At 57.5% G+C, this 14,921-nt stretch carries 15 protein-coding genes and 2 tRNA genes; 4 read left to right on the top strand and 13 right to left on the bottom strand.

Annotated elements, in window-relative coordinates:
- Window positions 1–10: 10 nt before the first annotated feature.
- From G547_RS0104810 to G547_RS0104785, 6 genes are all read right to left on the bottom strand, one after another.
- Entirely contained in the window at window positions 11–1,375 is a 1,365-nt protein-coding gene (locus G547_RS0104810) for an alkaline phosphatase family protein (RefSeq protein WP_027328866.1), read from the bottom strand.
- Between the two features lie 168 nt (window positions 1,376–1,543).
- The gene (gene eboE / locus G547_RS0104805) at window positions 1,544–2,674 is read right to left on the bottom strand and encodes a metabolite traffic protein EboE (RefSeq protein WP_027328865.1); all 1,131 of its coding nucleotides are present in this window, start codon (window positions 2,672–2,674) and stop codon (window positions 1,544–1,546) included.
- Entirely contained in the window at window positions 2,662–3,807 is a 1,146-nt protein-coding gene (locus G547_RS0104800; protein WP_027328864.1) for a 3-dehydroquinate synthase, read from the bottom strand. The genes eboE and G547_RS0104800 overlap by 13 nt, the downstream gene beginning before the upstream one ends.
- Before the next feature lie 23 nt (window positions 3,808–3,830).
- On the bottom strand, window positions 3,831–4,727 hold the full coding sequence (locus G547_RS0104795) for a TatD family hydrolase (RefSeq protein ID WP_036187072.1): 897 nt from the start codon (window positions 4,725–4,727) through the stop codon (window positions 3,831–3,833).
- Window positions 4,728–4,753: 26 nt separating this feature from the next.
- The gene (locus G547_RS22505; protein WP_157209784.1) at window positions 4,754–5,647 is read right to left on the bottom strand and encodes an EboA domain-containing protein; all 894 of its coding nucleotides are present in this window, start codon (window positions 5,645–5,647) and stop codon (window positions 4,754–4,756) included.
- A gap of 262 nt (window positions 5,648–5,909) precedes the next feature.
- Complete coding sequence (locus G547_RS0104785) at window positions 5,910–6,503, bottom strand: hypothetical protein (protein ID WP_027328862.1); 594 nt, start codon at window positions 6,501–6,503, stop codon at window positions 5,910–5,912.
- A 196-nt stretch (window positions 6,504–6,699) separates the two neighbouring features.
- Between G547_RS0104785 and G547_RS0104780 the strand changes: the two genes are divergently transcribed.
- Window positions 6,700–7,128, top strand: a complete 429-nt coding sequence (locus tag G547_RS0104780; protein WP_027328861.1) for an FKBP-type peptidyl-prolyl cis-trans isomerase — start codon at window positions 6,700–6,702, stop codon at window positions 7,126–7,128.
- 120 nt (window positions 7,129–7,248) lie between these two features.
- Here the strand turns inward: G547_RS0104780 and G547_RS0104775 are convergent, their stop codons facing one another.
- Entirely contained in the window at window positions 7,249–7,992 is a 744-nt protein-coding gene (locus G547_RS0104775; protein ID WP_027328860.1) for a PEP-CTERM sorting domain-containing protein, read from the bottom strand.
- A 401-nt stretch (window positions 7,993–8,393) separates the two neighbouring features.
- On the opposite strand from G547_RS0104775, the gene G547_RS0104770 reads away from it, so the two are divergent.
- Complete coding sequence (locus G547_RS0104770) at window positions 8,394–8,756, top strand: hypothetical protein (RefSeq protein WP_027328859.1); 363 nt, start codon at window positions 8,394–8,396, stop codon at window positions 8,754–8,756.
- A 112-nt stretch (window positions 8,757–8,868) separates the two neighbouring features.
- On the opposite strand, the gene G547_RS0104765 is transcribed toward G547_RS0104770, so the two are convergent.
- From G547_RS0104765 to G547_RS0104755, 3 genes are all read right to left on the bottom strand, one after another.
- Window positions 8,869–8,945 (bottom strand) — tRNA-Arg (locus tag G547_RS0104765).
- A gap of 300 nt (window positions 8,946–9,245) precedes the next feature.
- Window positions 9,246–9,333, bottom strand: a tRNA-Ser gene (locus tag G547_RS0104760).
- Window positions 9,334–9,541: 208 nt separating this feature from the next.
- Window positions 9,542–10,105: a nitroreductase family protein gene (locus tag G547_RS0104755; protein ID WP_027328858.1), complete on the bottom strand. Its 564-nt coding sequence runs from the start codon at window positions 10,103–10,105 to the stop codon at window positions 9,542–9,544.
- 268 nt (window positions 10,106–10,373) lie between these two features.
- Here G547_RS0104755 and G547_RS0104750 point away from each other — a divergent pair, with 268 nt between their 5' ends.
- Window positions 10,374–11,765, top strand: coding sequence for an adenylate/guanylate cyclase domain-containing protein (locus tag G547_RS0104750; RefSeq protein WP_027328857.1), 1,392 nt, complete (start codon window positions 10,374–10,376; stop codon window positions 11,763–11,765).
- A 21-nt stretch (window positions 11,766–11,786) separates the two neighbouring features.
- Here the strand turns inward: G547_RS0104750 and queF are convergent, their stop codons facing one another.
- The 3 genes from queF to G547_RS20160 are packed head-to-tail and all read right to left on the bottom strand — an operon-like array spanning window position 11,787 to window position 14,395.
- Window positions 11,787–12,620, bottom strand: coding sequence for an NADPH-dependent 7-cyano-7-deazaguanine reductase QueF (queF, locus tag G547_RS0104745; protein WP_027328856.1), 834 nt, complete (start codon window positions 12,618–12,620; stop codon window positions 11,787–11,789).
- Window positions 12,621–12,639: 19 nt separating this feature from the next.
- Window positions 12,640–13,383, bottom strand: a complete 744-nt coding sequence (locus G547_RS0104740) for an ABC transporter permease (RefSeq protein WP_036187269.1) — start codon at window positions 13,381–13,383, stop codon at window positions 12,640–12,642.
- Between the two features lie 19 nt (window positions 13,384–13,402).
- Complete coding sequence (locus G547_RS20160) at window positions 13,403–14,395, bottom strand: ABC transporter ATP-binding protein (RefSeq protein ID WP_157209783.1); 993 nt, start codon at window positions 14,393–14,395, stop codon at window positions 13,403–13,405.
- Between the two features lie 61 nt (window positions 14,396–14,456).
- On the opposite strand from G547_RS20160, the gene G547_RS0104730 reads away from it, so the two are divergent.
- Complete coding sequence (locus G547_RS0104730; RefSeq protein WP_245573353.1) at window positions 14,457–14,873, top strand: PA2817 family protein; 417 nt, start codon at window positions 14,457–14,459, stop codon at window positions 14,871–14,873.
- Window positions 14,874–14,921: the final 48 nt, after the last annotated feature.

Below are 14,921 nucleotides of genomic sequence, written 5' to 3'. Positions count from 1 at the left end.
TGGAAGAAAATCAATCAAACAAATGTTTCAACATCAAACCGCAAACGTCGGTGGCCGGCACGCTTTTCTGTGGAATCAGATCGGGCTCAGTGCTCATCAGCAGCGGCATGGACTCGGGCGAACCGTCGCTGACCCCGTGGGAGCCCTTCACCAGTTCCGGCGCCACCGCAATTACATCCATCACATAGCGGAATCCCAGCTTTTTCTGCGCCACTCGCCTGGCCGCCTTGAGCTTGGGAAACCGAAGCGTCGGATCAAAAAACAACTCGCAGGGGTCGAACCCCGGCTTGCGATGAATTTCAACCTGGTGGGCGTAATCCGGTTGGCGGGCATCGTCTTGCCAGAAATAATAGGTAAACCAGCTGTCGGGCTTGGCCAACAACACCAGCTCGCCACTGCGCTCATGGTCCAGGCCCAGCTCCGCCTGCTCGGTTTTATCCAGCACACGGTCGATGCCTTCGACCCCCTCAAAAACCTGGCGCACTGCCGGAACATTCGCCGCATCGTGAACATAGACGTGAGCAATCTGATGGTCCGCCACGGCAAACGCCCGACAGCTGAAATAATCCAGATACTCACGCCCCAGATCCACTTTCACAGACAGCATACCGGCCTCACGCAGCAACCGGTTGGGATGAATGGCCCGAGACACGTTCTGAATCCCGTACTCGGACAACACCATCACACGACAGCCACGCTTTTCAAAAAAATCGAGCAAGTCCCCCGCCAGGGCATCGATTTCTTCCAGATCCTTGGCGATATCGCCATCGGGCCCCTCTTTCTGGAGCACGTAGTCCATATGGGGCAAGTACACCAGCTGCAGGCTGGGCTGATGGGCTTCCTCAATGTACTTGGCTGCGTCCGCAATCCACTGGCTGGACTTGATATTGGTCATCGGCCCCCAGAAATTGAACAGGGGAAAGTTGCCGAACTTCTCGCTCAGGGTTTCCCGCAATTCCAGTGGGCAGGTATAGCAGTCCGGCTCTTTCCGTCCGTCCGCCAGATACAAGGGACGCGGCGTCAGGGTAAACTCCGCATCGGTGGCCATGGCGTACCACCAGAAGGTATTGCTACAGGTAAAGCTCGGGTCCCGCTCCTTTGCCATGTGCCAGACTTTGGGCCCCTGCACCAGCTTGTTACTCTGCCGCCACAACCAGACTTCGTTCATCTCCCGGAAGTACCAGCCATTGGCGACGATACCGTGATCCTTTGGCGGTTTCCCTGTCGTGTAAGTCGCTTGAGCGGTGCAAGTGACAGCAGGCCTAACCGGCTCAATATCCGTTGCTCTTTCTGACAAACGGTTCAAGTTGGGCGTGTGCTCACCCAGCAAAGCGCGAGTCAGCCCGACAATATTCAACACAACGGTTCTATGCATATTAAAACTCTAAAAATGGGCACAGTAATCGATGGAGAGAGCCGTTGGTCCGACAATTCGACCAAGACTCTCTGAGGCATGGATGCCGATGAGAAGCCCCCATGGATGGGTTCACGGCGGGTCTTGGTCGGATTGTCGGACCAACGGCGTCAACTTCTCAGTGCGTATTCAGTTATCGTCAAGTATCATTTTTACCCAAGACAACTCACGGGCGATACTTTCGCCCACCGAGTCAGCTTTTAAGTGTTCCGGTAAAACACCAAAACTATACGTTTCTACTTCGAGTGGAACATTTGGAGGAAGCAGCGGAAGCAGCCGTTTCAAGAACGGTTGGGTTGTTCCGCAATCACCCAAGTGCTCCAGAAAGATCGGCACATGAAAATGCACCCGACATTCTTCTGGAGCTAATCCGTTAGACAGCGCCGCTTCAAATGCTGGCAAATCACTGAATGCATGCAACCCTCCATCGGAAGTGCGCGCTACGGCTTGATGCAAGTAAACCGGTTCGTTAAAACGTAATAGCCGCCCTACTTCTTCCGTGGTATTCGCCTGCAATGCACTGGAGACCTGAACCTTTGCAATCGGGATTTCCGCTTCCGTCAGCCGCTGCAAGCACGCCTCGGGTTCTTCAAACTCCACCGCCTGGTGGCAGCAATCGAAACACACGCCCAGGTGCGCGTTCTGCTCCAGGGTCAGCCGGGGCCGTAGCCGTTCGAAAAACGCGAGGAGCTCGTCCGTGGTTTCCAGCACACAGGCGGGCTCGGGCTCGATGGCCAAGGTCACGTGGACGCCGGTGCTCTGTTTCAGGTTCGCAAAGTGCGCCAGGACCGATTGGATGTTGTCCAGCACGGCGGGCCAGTCGTTCTCGGAGAAGCCGTCTTTGAACGCCACGGGCACGGTGGAGATGGAAAGGGTTCGGGCATCGGGTTGCAGTTGCACCGCGATGTCCCCGAGGGACTGGGTATAACGCACTCGCTCCGCTTCGCGCCAATCCGGCAGGTAGACGTTTTCTTTCACCCGCTCGTTGTGAAAGGCACCGTAGGGGAAGCCGTTGATGGTCAGCAGGTAGGCGTCATGCTGGTGGCACCACTCCTGGAATTGTGCGACTGCCTTGGCATCGATTTCGGCAGCGGCCTGCCCGGCGATTCGCAACCCCAAAGGGAAGGGGCGCTGGGCCTGGTCGCCCAGGCGCTGTTTGACTTCCAGCGCGTGGGCGTTGAGGTTGTTCATCACGTCCACCCAGCCTTCGCCCGGGTGGATGTTGCTGCAGTAGGTCAGTGGCTGGGTCAGGCCGGCCATTTCGCCTCCAGTAACTGTTGGCGACAATCGTGCATCATGGCGAGGTCGATTTCACCCACCTCTTCCGCGTGCCCGGCTTCAGTGAGCAGAGTGATACAGAGTTTGCCACCGAGGTGCTCGCGAAAGCCCTGCAGGGCCGCGTCGATATCAAGCTTTTCCAGGGCCGGATGGCGGAGCGTAAAGCCGACGCCTTCCAGGGTGTCGCGAATCGCCAGTAAGGTTTCGGTGTCGATCATCCCTTGGGCATGGGAGTACAGGGAGTCCAGGGCGATACCGATCGCCACCGCTTCGCCATGGCGAAGCTCTGAGCCCGACAGCTCCTCCATCCGGTGAGCGCCCCAGTGACCAAAGTCCAGAGGCCGCGCGCTACCCTGCTCGAACGGATCGCCACTGGTGCGGATATGGTTCAGGTGCAGCTCCGCGCAGCGGGCGATCATGTGTTCCATCGCTTCCGGCTCAAACGCCGCCAGCCGCTCGCGGGCCTGATGCAACCAGTGGAAAAACTCGCCATCGCGTATCAGGGCGACCTTCACGGCTTCGGCCATGCCGCAAATGCGGTCTCGATCGGGCAGGCTGCTTAAAAAATCGTAATCATTGATGACGGCAAATGGCGTGGTGAAGGTGCCGAGGTAATTTTTCCGTCCGCGGTAGTTGATCGCGTTTTTCACGCCGATGCCGGCATCGTTTTGCGCGAGCACCGTAGTGGGCATGCGAATCAGGCGAATGCCCCGGTGCGCGGTCGCAGCGGCGTAGCCCATGGCATCGATGACGGCCCCGCCCCCGATCACCAGCGCAAAACTGTGCCGGTCGATGCGGTCGGTCTGGGTGCGCTGGTAAAACTCGTCCACTTCGACCGGCTCGGACTTACAGATTTCTCCCCCGCGGACCATAAGCGGGGGCTCAATCAACTCGATACGCTCACTGTGCGTGTCGGCGTAGGCTTTCAGCCGGTCGATCAGATCCGGATGCCCTTTCAACACCTCATCGTCAATAACCGGAAGGATCCGGTGACAACCTTTGCCCGCCAGAGCCACAATATCGGCCAGCAGCGTATTGTCCGGAGACAGGGTTCCCCGGTCGAAACAGACCGGGAACTCGTGCGTCATGGTAAACGCCTGGTGAATTTGCCACATGAATTGCTACCGCTTTTCTGCAATCAATTGGGAACCGGCTCATCAACGCGGGGCTGTTGGCCACGCAGCACGGTGTTGTCATTGTAGGACTGGCGCTGGTCGATCACCGCCGGTTTCGCCAGCTCCTCTTCGTCGATCTGGCCGGACTGAGCGTAAGCGGCCAGCGCATTGCCCCAGCAGCTCAGTTCAATGGCCTTTTCGTCGATGCCGCGCTCGCGCATCAGGTTGGCGGTTTTGGGCACAGACAAGGGGTCACTGACGCCCCAGTCGGCAGAGCTGTCGACAATAATGCGTTCGGGGCCGTACTTGCGCACCACTTCCACCATGCGCTCGGAACCCATTTTGGTGTTTGGATAGATGGTGAAGGCCGCCCAGGCCCCCGAATTCAGCACATCATCCACGGTCTCTTCGTTGTTGTGGTCGATCACCAGCTTGTTCATGGGCACGCCGGCCTCACGCGCCACGTCAATGGAGCGGATGATGCCGTTTTTCTTGTCCCGGTGGGGTGAGTGAACCATCACCACCATGTCGTGTTCGACGGCGAACTCCAACTGACGCTGGTAGACGTACTCTTCCGCCGGGGTGATTTCGTCGTAGCCGATCTCGCCGATGGCGACCACGCCCTCTTTGAGCGCGAAGTTGGGCAGAATCTCCAACGCTTCGCGCGCGAGCCCCTCGTTATTGGCCTCTTTCGAGTTGATGCCAATGGTGCAGTAGTGAGCGATTCCAAACTGGGAGGCCCGGAAGCGCTCCCACCCCACCAGACTGGCGAAGTAGTCGATAAAACTGCCCACGTTGGTCCGGGGCTGGCCCATCCAGAAGGCGGGTTCAATCACCGCGCGGATGCCCGCGGCGGCCATGTTCTGGTAGTCGTCGGTGGTGCGACTGCTCATGTGGATGTGCGGGTCGAAATACTGCATAGGCACGCCTCTTCTTATACAGGTCGTTATTGAGCGGAGTGATCATCAGCGAACAGAGGGGCGAATTGCGTTTGATCGCTGCGGCCCTCTTTCGCATTTTGCCAGTAGGGTAACACTTCCGGGTCCTGAGGCTCGACGGAAGCCAACCAAGCCTGCTGACCAGCGCGCTCGGCCGCCAATACCATGGCCGCGCGCTCGGTTTCGGAGGCTGAGGGCCAGTGGTCCGTAAGCAACCGTAGCACTCGCGCTTCATCGTGCGGCCCCAGACAGAGCCACAGCCCCAGATGGTAAGCACGACCAGCACTATGGCGCTCCTCGGCCCAATCCAGAGCCATGCGGGTCAGCTCCGGACTCAACCGCTGGTCCAGGCCGGAGACCCGGTACAGCGGGCAATCCAGGAACAGCGCCTTGATCACCAACTGGTTCCAGGCGGTATCGTCAAAGTGGGTCACCGGGTAGGGAGAGTCCAGGGCGATGGCCTCGAACACCGTCTGCATATTGGTACGACAGGCTTCGGTCGCGCGCCAGACAAAGCGCTCACCCTGCGGTAACAGCGGAATACTGCGGTAGAGGGCACAGGTTTCGCCCTCGTCCGCGAAACGGAATTGGGCTTCGAAATCCCGCTCAAAACTGTCGCCCGGTAAATCCGGACGGGCCAGGATGAGATTGACGCGCAGCAGTTCGAGCCGATTCCAGGCCCGGGGGCTCCACCCCGGCAAGGCCCCTTCGGCCGCGGCCAGCTCGGTTTCCGTCAGCCCCAGAGGCTGGCGCTTGGCGTATCGGCTCGCCAGCGCCAGCAGCTTGGCAAAGCCTTGCCCCTCGGCGCCCTCTTGGAGCTCAGATTGCGCTTTATTCCAGAAGATGCGCCCATTATCGCTCAGCCGCTCTTCCATCAATTCTGTCAGTAACTCGCGAACCACTGCCACTTACCTATAAATCATATAATTAGACGCGGGATTATACGCAACCCCCCCGGACGAATCGAGCCGGACGACACTGGCCCGGCCGGGCTCCGGCGGCGTATCACTCTACGGTGAAACCGGGAGTCAGGACAATGATACGCCCACACCCGCGTCGCGCACGAGTGATCTGGACACTTCTTTACGAGTTGAGCCTCGCGCCACTGAGGTTGTATGCCGCCGGTGCCGGCGGCTGAACGCCCCGCTGATATGGCCGAGCGCCTCAGTCCCTGACCGCCTGGGGCTCGTTCCAGACGGGCTCCAGGCGCCCTTCCAGGCAGGCCTGGACATCGTTATCCAGCTCGTTACCGGGTTTGATGCAGTCCTTCAGGGAGCGTTGATAGGCCGGCAATGCGGTGGCGGGCCGAACGCCCCGTCGCTCCGCCTCCCGAAAGGCGCGGCAGGCAGTGTCACGGTAGGACTGGTGAGTATCGGTGGGCTCACGGTTGTAGTAGGCCACCCAGTAGTTGCAGGTTTCCAATAATTTGTTGATAAGCCCGTCATCCGAGTCGGTATCCCGGGGTTTTTCGTAATCCGGACTGCTGTGCAGCGCGGTGCGACCACTGACCGAGGCAAGACCGGGGCCCCCGCCACCTCGACGACAGGCGTGGTACTGGTTGCGATATTCCCGTTGTTTGTCGCGCCAGCGATCCATCTGGCTCGCGCTGCCACCGGCGCGCCGTCGTTGACGAAGCTGTTCCACCTTTTCCTGAAAACGCTCGCAATCATCCGCGGCGATGGCCAACGGGGTCGCCAGAAACGAGGTCAATAGGAAGAGAGTCGCGGTAACCATAAAAAGGACGAGACGATCAAGCATATCCTTGCTCCTGTAGTGATCAATTCCATTGAAGCCCAAGGGTAGCGGCCCTGTGTCGGAATCTCAAGCCACTCTCGCCGCGCGCGTACGGATCCGTCGCTGGACGCCGCACAGTTGCAATTCGGGAGCCATTCGGTAAAAGTATCCGCTCTTCAAATACCGCTGATCAATTTTTAAACACTGATACCGAGTACCCATGGCCCGCAACAAACTGAACAAAGGCTCCTCCGGTCAGAACCGCAAAGCGAGCGACAACTACCTCGAAAAGTTTCGGCAAAAACCCGATGTGATCGAAACCGACACCGGCCTTCTATATCGCGTGGTGGAAGAAGGCGACGGCCTGAGCCCCACCATGGACGACAAAGTCGTGGTAAACCAGCGCATCCAATTGGTCAATGGCAAAGTCATCGCCGACACTTACCAGGATGGCATGCCCGACACCTTCTCCATGAAAGAGGCCATCCCCGGTATTCAGGAGGGGCTGCAGCTGGCAAAGCAAGGCGGTCGTTACGAGTTCGTGGTGCCGCCGGATTTGGCGTGGGGAAAAAAGGGGGTCGGCAATAAAATCGGACCGAATGCGGTGCTGATCTTTGATGTGCGACTGATGGACGTCGTGTTTGAGTGAACACTCGCGCCCCTGCGCTGTTAGATTTTTCGACGCAAAAGACGTGAAGCTGAGTGCCAATATTGTTCTGCAGAAGAGAAGAGGGGCCCCGCCGGAGCGGGAGCCCCTAAAGTACAACTTTTACTGGGTGCGACGGCGCGCGGCACCAAGGCCGAGCAAGCCAAGCCCCATCAGCAGGAGCGAGCCGGGTTCGGGCAGCTTGCCGACGGTGACATTGTCGATGCCCCAGCCGTCATTGACGGTAGAGTTATTGAAAGTCATCTGACCGCCGACGATATTGCGATCGCTGTGAAGCGTCACATACCGCAGGTTGCCGTTGGACAGCTCGAACGGGATGGTAGTGGATGCCATGCCCTCTCCGTCGGCAAAATTCAGCGTTAAGTCAGCCGACACATCGGCCGCATCCGCCAACTGGAAGCCAAAGGAATCAAAGGGACCAGAGCCCGCGAGCGAGCCATCCAGGTCCCACACGACCTCTTCGGCGTCATTGCTGTCCAACCAAAGATCGTCGTCGGCCAGCACACTGCGACCGAACTCACCAGTGGCGTTGCTTTCGATCATCAATTGATCGATATTTTCGTTGCCACTGCGTGGCTGGCCCGGATCGGTCAGGGTAAATGTGCCCACGTCGGTATCGTAGGCGTTGCTGCTGCCTTCCCAGGACTCGTGGGGGCCATCACCCATCACCCGGGTGCCCGCCAAATCGTTGAAATCCTCGATCACAGCTCCGCTTTTGAGTGTGCTTTCATAGTTGGTTCGTGCGGTTGCCGCGTCCTCATGAACGGTAATATTGATCGCGGCAGCCTGCGTGGCAAATGCGGCAGTAAAGCCGCCTATTAAACAAGTTTTCGCGAGAAACTTCATAACGTCATCCTTTGATCAAACTGGGTGAATTGAAAGCTATAACAATGGGCTTTCTCTTCTCGTTAGTCTCGCTTTTCTAAGCCTCACCCACAGGGGTGCAGAGGTCATGCCAGTTAGGTGAGATGCGCTTATGCCGGGCGCTATGGGGAATGAAATTTTGTGCGTCACAGCGATATTGTTAAACGGTTCGACGGCGCAAAAATCCCTTTGAAAACAATGAGTAAGGATTAAAACGCCAGAACGAATATAAGCGAAAATGTTTAAGCTGAATATCACGTTCTCAACACAGGCGTTTCAAGAAATTACCAAGGAAGTAGAAGCTCTACCCCAAGCAAATTGCGGCCAGGTTCTCTAAAATGATTAAAGCGCTGTCGACTTCACCACAGTAAAGAGCCTGTAATATGGAACGCCTTTGGTTTTCGATGACACTGGTATTACTGACGGCCTACTCAAGTGCCGAGCCCACTCAAGACACGTTTCAAAAAGAAGCAGAAGCATTTTGCCAAGTGCACTCTATTGACTACTGGAAAGGAAATGGTCGCCTGGAGCCCTTGAACGAACTGAGCCCTACGGAAAAGCAGAGTCGCCTAAACCGGGAAATTCGCTCTACGATTAACAGCAAAGAAATGGAAAGAGTCATCTATGAGGAGGCGCAAACGCTAAGCGCAGACGAGTTTTACCCCTATCTTCAGCGAGAAGTTCCCAAGCTCACAGGACGGCCGTTTAAGTGCCCGGCGATAAAGGCCTTTTATCTGGCTCGATAAGCGGCCTCAAAAAAATGGGGTCAGCGGCAATATTAGCGGAAGCCCAGCACAGAACGGGAAATATAGCAGGCATAAAAAAGCCCCGCTTCTTTCGAAGCAGGGCTTTCGTATATGGCGCACTCGGGAGGATTCGAACCTCCGACCGCTCGGTTCGTAGCCGAGTACTCTATCCAGCTGAGCTACGAGTGCGTCGTCAACGGGGGCGAATATTAGAGATCTGGAGCGGATTCGTCAAGTGGTTGATTGAAAAAGTTTTTTTGGCGGGTGGGATTGGTTGGATTCTGAACGATAAGTCGCTTTTTTGGGGAGTTTGGTAGAGGGGGAGAGCGTGGGAGGGATATACCGGGGCACGTCCATGTGCCCCGCCCTTCGGGCGCCTGCGTCGGTACTGATCGTTCCCGACGATCAGTCGAACCCAGCGAGGGTTCGGCACCCTCCCTCACCGCCACATACAAAAAAACCCGACACGAAGCCGGGTTTTTTTGTATGTGGCGGTGAGGGAGGGATTCGAACCCTCGAACGGTTGCCCGTTACACACTTTCCAGGCGTGCGCCTTCAGCCACTCGGCCACCTCACCGTAAAATCGAATTGTCTGTTCTTTATTGGCTCCGTGCCATTCTGGTGGAGGCGCCCGCTTGCGTGCGCGTTACCGCCCCTTCGGGCGTTGCCTTCGGCTCAGCCACTCGGCCACCTCACCGTAAAATCAAATTGTCTGCCCCGAGGCAGCACAGGTGCCGTCGCTCAGAGGTGGCGTAATGTACACAAGTAAGGGCGTAAACGCAACGCTATTGGGCCGGCCAGGGGTGAAAAAATGCCTCTGGATTCACGGACTTGGGCTCATGGGGCGGTTTGGCCGGTGTTCCCAGATAGAGGAAACCCACAACCTGTTCCAGTTGGCCCAGCCCAAGGCCCTCGGTGACGACCGGATGGTAGGCCATGGCGCCCGTGCGCCAGAAAGCACCGACGCCCTGAGCGAAAGCAGCGTTGAGCATGTTCTGGACGGCGGCTCCTGCGGACAATAATTGCTCCACATGAGGGATTTTGGGATGCTGGCGGCAGGCGGCGATGGCGACGAGAATCAACGGGGCGCGGTGGGGCTTGGTTTTCAGGGACTGCTGCTCTGCCTGGGAAAGCTCCGGATTGTCGTGCAGGGAGGCCTGAACAAACAACTCGCCCAGGCGATCCAGCCCTTCCCTCTCGATGACCAAAAAGCGCCATGGCTGCATCAAACCGTGGTCTGCCGCCCGAAGCGCCGATCGGTAGATGGCGTCACGCTGCTCCACCGTGGGGCCGGGGGCCGTCAGTTTGGGGGAGGATACGCGTTTGTGCAGTACCGTGATTGAGTCCATAGTTGCCCTTTAATTGCCGGAGTGTGAGCCCCAAATGATAACACGTCTCCTTCCGCGCCAGTGATTGCGATGTTACCCGCCAGTTGGCGTCAATCATGGACTTTTGGTGTAAAAAAACGTCTAATAGGCCCCTCAGGGACTGACTCGAGGCTCCAGGAACGACCTTGACGTTTCAACAATATGGGAGCGCCCTCTCGCCACCACGGCCGTCCGTGCTTTCGGTGGGAAGGCGCCGTGCAGGACAGTACCACCAAGGCTCTCGAGAACAATGACCACAAAGTCCAGCCCTCAAAAACCTGAAGAAGCGCAGACCGACTCGCCCCTTCACCAGTACTACTTTCGCTCGCTGATCTGTTTCGCGGCGGCGGGAACGCTGGCGTCGTATATAGAGTGGGGCGACGTGCAGCCCGTTTACTTGGGCACGATCATTTTCCTGCTGCTTTACACGTACCTCACCTACCATTTCACCCACCGGTTAGAACGCGACAAGCTGACGAAGGTCACCCGCTACCTGTCCTGGTCCGATGCGGCCCTGGTGGGCCTGGTCCTGAGCCTGACGGATTTCAGCTTGCTGCCCCTGACGCTGTTCCTGACCATGATCCAGTTCAACGCCCTACTGACAGGGGGACTGCGACGCTGGGTGGAAGACAACATCGCCTTCGGCATGGGGATTCTGGCCAGCCTGCTGGTGCACAAGCCCCAGTGGGTGTTCAGCAGCAATATCGAAATCAGCGCCGCCAGCCTGATCGGCATCATTACTTACTTCCTGGTTTACGCTCTGTACATGCACCAGCGCATGCGCAAGCTGACCATGAACCAGATCAAGCTCGAAAACGAACAGAAGTGGCACAAGATCCGCTCCTACAAGTTGTCCCGTTACCTGCCCCCGCCGGTGTGGCGCGCGATCAATCAGGGCAAGGATCATATGCTGCAGGCCGAGCGCAAGCGTATTACCGTATTCTTCTCCGACATCAAGAATTTCAGCCAACTGTCCGAGGAAATGGAAGCCGAGGCCCTGACTGAGCTGCTCAATCACTACCTGACCGAGATGTCGAAAATCATCACCCATTTCGGCGGCACCATCGACAAGTTTCTGGGCGACGGCATCATGGTCATGTTCGGAGACAGCAACAGCAAGGGCGTGAAGCAGGACTGCATGAATTGCGTCTCCATGTCGATTGCCATGAAAAAGCGCATGAAATCCCTACAGCAGGAATGGTACAACCAGGGCATCAAGAAGCCGCTGCAGATCCGCATGGGCATCAACACCGGCTATTGCACCGTCGGCACCTTCGGCACCTCCAGCCACCTGGACTATACCGTACTCGGCACCCACGTGAACCTGGCCAGCCGGCTGGAATCGGCCGCCTCCCCGGATGAGATTCTGATCTCCCATGAGACCTGGTCTCTGGTCAAAGAGGCCATCATGTGCCGGGACAAAGGCGAAATTAACGTGAAGGGCTTCAGCCAGCCGGTGAAGGTGTATCAGGTAGCGGACTTCCGAAAAGATCTGGGTCAGAACCAGAGCTACTTTGAGGACCGGGCCGAAGGTTTCTCCATGTATCTGGACCTGGAGAAGGTGCGCAACTACGAGAAGGCCAAGGTCATCAAAGCACTGCAGACCGCGGCCGAGAAGTTGAAAGACAAGGTGATCGTCTAGCGCGCTTCATGTTGGCCCGGCTTACTGCCGGACCAGCCGCTCAAACGCGGGGCCCTCCCCCGCCTGCGAACTGCGATACGGGTTAATATCGAGCCCACCCCGGCGGGTATAGCGCGCGTAAACGCTCAGCCGCTCTGGCTGACACCGCTCACTCAAATCCAGAAACATGCGCTCGACGCAGTGCTCGTGAAAATCCTGATGCTCGCGGAAAGACACTATGTAGCGCAACAACCCTTCCCGGTCGATCCGCGGGCCGCGATAACTCACTTCCACCGTGGCCCAGTCCGGTTGCCCCGTCACCGGGCAGTTGCTTTTGAGCAGATGGCTGTTGAGCGTTTCCTCAACCACGGCTTCCTCCACGAACAAACATTGAGGCGCGGGGTGATAGTGCTCAATCGCGACCGGTAGGTGATCGATGTTCTCTCCTTGCGCCCCATGCACCGGCTGCACCGCCGACTGGATTCGCTCCAGCTCGACTTGAACGGTGCTCCCGGTGGCCTTGCTCAGGTCGGCCACCAGCTGCTCTCGGACTTCATCCGGGCCCGGCATAACGGTCTGGTTGTAGGAGTTCAGGTACAGCTTGAACGACTTGGACTCCACCAGGTTGGGCGAGTCACAGGGAATTCGGAAACGGGCCAGGGCGACTTCGGGCTTGCCCTTCTCATCCAGCCAGGAGACCTCGTAGCCGGTCCACATATCCACCCCGAAGAACGGCAGGGCCTCACCGTCTTTTAAGCCCAGAGCGGCCCTGGTCTCGGCTCGGGCGATTGGGAACAGCAGCCCGGGATCATAATCCGAGGCATAAGCCGTCTCCTGGCCCAGCGGGCCGTGACTGAAACGCGTTCTGTCGGTCATTACACGGCTCTCCCGTTAATCAAGCGCGCAGGCGCTTGCCGTTTTTCAGCAGATGCAGCCCCACCGCAAACAACACGATGACGCAGAGCACCAGCCCTCCGAACGCCAACCCGATATTGACATCGGAGACCCCCAGCATGCCGTAGCGGAAGGCGTTCACCATGTAAAGGATGGGGTTCAACTGAGCCACGCCTTGCCAGAACTCTGAGAGCAGATCGATGGAAAAGAACACCCCGCCGAGATAGGTCAACGGCGTCAAAACAAAGGTCGGGACAATGGAAATATCGTCAAAGGTATTGGCGAACATGGCATTGATAAACCCGGCCAGGGCGAACAGCACGGCGGTTAGAATCACGATCGACACCGTAATAACCCAACTGTAGATCGGCAGGTCGGTAAAGAAGAGGGACAGTATGGTGACCGCCACCCCCACCGCCAAACCACGGGCGACGCCGCCCAGGCAATAACCAAGCAGAATGATGTAGTTGGGCGTGGGCGAGACCAATAACTCTTCAATGCTTTTCTGGAACTTGGCACTGAAAAACGACGAACTGACGTTTGAATAAGAGTTGGTCAACACCGCCATCATAATCAGGCCCGGGACCACGAACTGGATGTAGTCAAAGCCCCCCATATCGCCAATCCGGCTGCCGATCAACTTGCCGAAAATCACAAAATACAGGGCCATGGTTATGGCCGGGGGCAGCAGGGTCTGCACCCAGATACGGGTAAAGCGCCGAATCTCCTTGCGCAGCAGGGTCATAAAGGCGATCCACTGTTCTCTAAACTCCACGACGATTACCTCCAGTCGATGATTCGGCGGCGGGTGCCTCTTCGTTGTCTGTCTGGTCGTCAGCAGGCTGACCGTTGCCGGTCATGGCAACGAACAGTTCTTCAAGCCGGTTGGCCTTGTTGCGCATGCTGACGATGTTGAGCCCCTGCTCACTGAGCGCCTCAAAAACGCGATTGAGGGACTGGCCCTTCTGAACATCCACTTCAAAGCTGTGCTCGTCCAGCAGGTGGGTGGTAAACCCATCGATTTGAGGCGCCTCCCATACCGAATCGGCGCAGTCAAAAATAAACACTTCGCGGCTGAGCTCTTTGAGCAGACTGCGGATGGTGGTGTTCTTAACGATTCGGCCCTGATCGATAATCGCCACATGCCGGCACAGGCTCTCCGCTTCTTCCAGATAGTGAGTGGTCAGAATAATAGTGGTGCCAGCGGCATTGATTTCACGCAGAAACTCCCACATGGAACGGCGCAGCTCGATATCCACCCCCGCCGTGGGCTCATCCAGGATCAGAAGCTTGGGCTCATGCACCAGCGCGCGGGCGATCATCAGGCGGCGCTTCATGCCGCCGGACAGCATCCGCGCGGGGGTGTCCCGTTTGTCCCACAGACCGAGCTTCTTCAGGTATTTTTCTGTCTGAACGATCGCCGTGCGCTTGGGCAGGCCGTAAAAGCCGCCCTGCTGGAGCACGATGTCCTGCACTTTTTCAAACTGACTGAAGTTAAACTCCTGAGGCACGATGCCCACTTCTTTTTTCGCCTGGGAGAAGTGGGTGTCGATATTGTGGCCGAAGATTTCCACTTCGCCCTCGGTCTTGCGCACCAGGGAGCAGAGTATGCCGATGGTGGTGGATTTGCCCGCGCCGTTGGGACCAAGCAGCGCAAAAAAGTCACCGGGCTGGACTTCAAGCGAGATGCCCTTCAGAGCGTGGAAACCGCTCCCGTAGACCTTGGTAAGATTTCTAATCGATAGTGCAGCTGTCATAATGTCGGTTTCACTCATTCATTAAAGCGGTGGCGGCGGTGCTGCCACCGGGGAGCTTAGTGTGTCGACTCGACTGAATCATTACGCGGAAACCCAGCATCGGGACTACCATTTACGTCTGTTGCGCGATTTCATTCGCCATGCGCAACAACAGCCGCCCTTCGTCGAGGAGGATTGCCCGGCGGAGGATCTGGAGTTTCTCCAGCGGCTGGAGGCGCTACCCAACACTCATGAAGAGGAGTGGTTTCTCCATGAAGGCCAGCAGCTCATGGGGCGCGTGATCGCCGCCTACGGACACCTGATGCCGTTTTTGCATCGAGATTTGCTGTGGTTTTTCGGCGGAGACTGCCTCCATTACATGCCCGATGAGGAGATCGCCAATTTCCAGCTTCTGGACGAGCGCCGCCACGCGGCTCTGGCCGAGGGCCGGGAGTTTTCCTACGAGGACGAGCGTGCCAAGATTTTCGGGATGCATTGATCCGCGCAATCAAGCGCGACAGTTTAGCAGATATCTAAGGTGGGAGTG

Origin of the sequence: Marinimicrobium agarilyticum DSM 16975, from assembly GCF_000423345.1 — a bacterium.
Classification (GTDB): domain Bacteria; phylum Pseudomonadota; class Gammaproteobacteria; order Pseudomonadales; family Cellvibrionaceae; genus Marinimicrobium; species Marinimicrobium agarilyticum.
The sequence above is the reverse complement of the archived record's forward strand: the minus strand, read 5'-3'. Positions and strand labels throughout refer to the sequence as shown.

Coding starts and splice junctions, on each gene's coding strand:
- G547_RS0104810 (WP_027328866.1), bottom strand. CDS start 1,375: ATGCATAGAACCGTTGTGTTGAATATTGTCGGGCTGACTCGCGCTTTG.
- eboE (WP_027328865.1), bottom strand. CDS start 2,674: ATGGCCGGCCTGACCCAGCCACTGACCTACTGCAGCAACATCCACCCG.
- G547_RS0104800 (WP_027328864.1), bottom strand. CDS start 3,807: ATGTGGCAAATTCACCAGGCGTTTACCATGACGCACGAGTTCCCGGTC.
- G547_RS0104795 (WP_036187072.1), bottom strand. CDS start 4,727: ATGCAGTATTTCGACCCGCACATCCACATGAGCAGTCGCACCACCGAC.
- G547_RS0104785 (WP_027328862.1), bottom strand. CDS start 6,503: ATGCTTGATCGTCTCGTCCTTTTTATGGTTACCGCGACTCTCTTCCTA.
- G547_RS0104780 (WP_027328861.1), top strand. CDS start 6,700: ATGGCCCGCAACAAACTGAACAAAGGCTCCTCCGGTCAGAACCGCAAA.
- G547_RS0104775 (WP_027328860.1), bottom strand. CDS start 7,992: ATGAAGTTTCTCGCGAAAACTTGTTTAATAGGCGGCTTTACTGCCGCA.
- G547_RS0104770 (WP_027328859.1), top strand. CDS start 8,394: ATGGAACGCCTTTGGTTTTCGATGACACTGGTATTACTGACGGCCTAC.
- G547_RS0104755 (WP_027328858.1), bottom strand. CDS start 10,105: ATGGACTCAATCACGGTACTGCACAAACGCGTATCCTCCCCCAAACTG.
- G547_RS0104750 (WP_027328857.1), top strand. CDS start 10,374: ATGACCACAAAGTCCAGCCCTCAAAAACCTGAAGAAGCGCAGACCGAC.
- queF (WP_027328856.1), bottom strand. CDS start 12,620: ATGACCGACAGAACGCGTTTCAGTCACGGCCCGCTGGGCCAGGAGACG.
- G547_RS0104740 (WP_036187269.1), bottom strand. CDS start 13,383: ATGACCCTGCTGCGCAAGGAGATTCGGCGCTTTACCCGTATCTGGGTG.
- G547_RS20160 (WP_157209783.1), bottom strand. CDS start 14,395: ATGACAGCTGCACTATCGATTAGAAATCTTACCAAGGTCTACGGGAGC.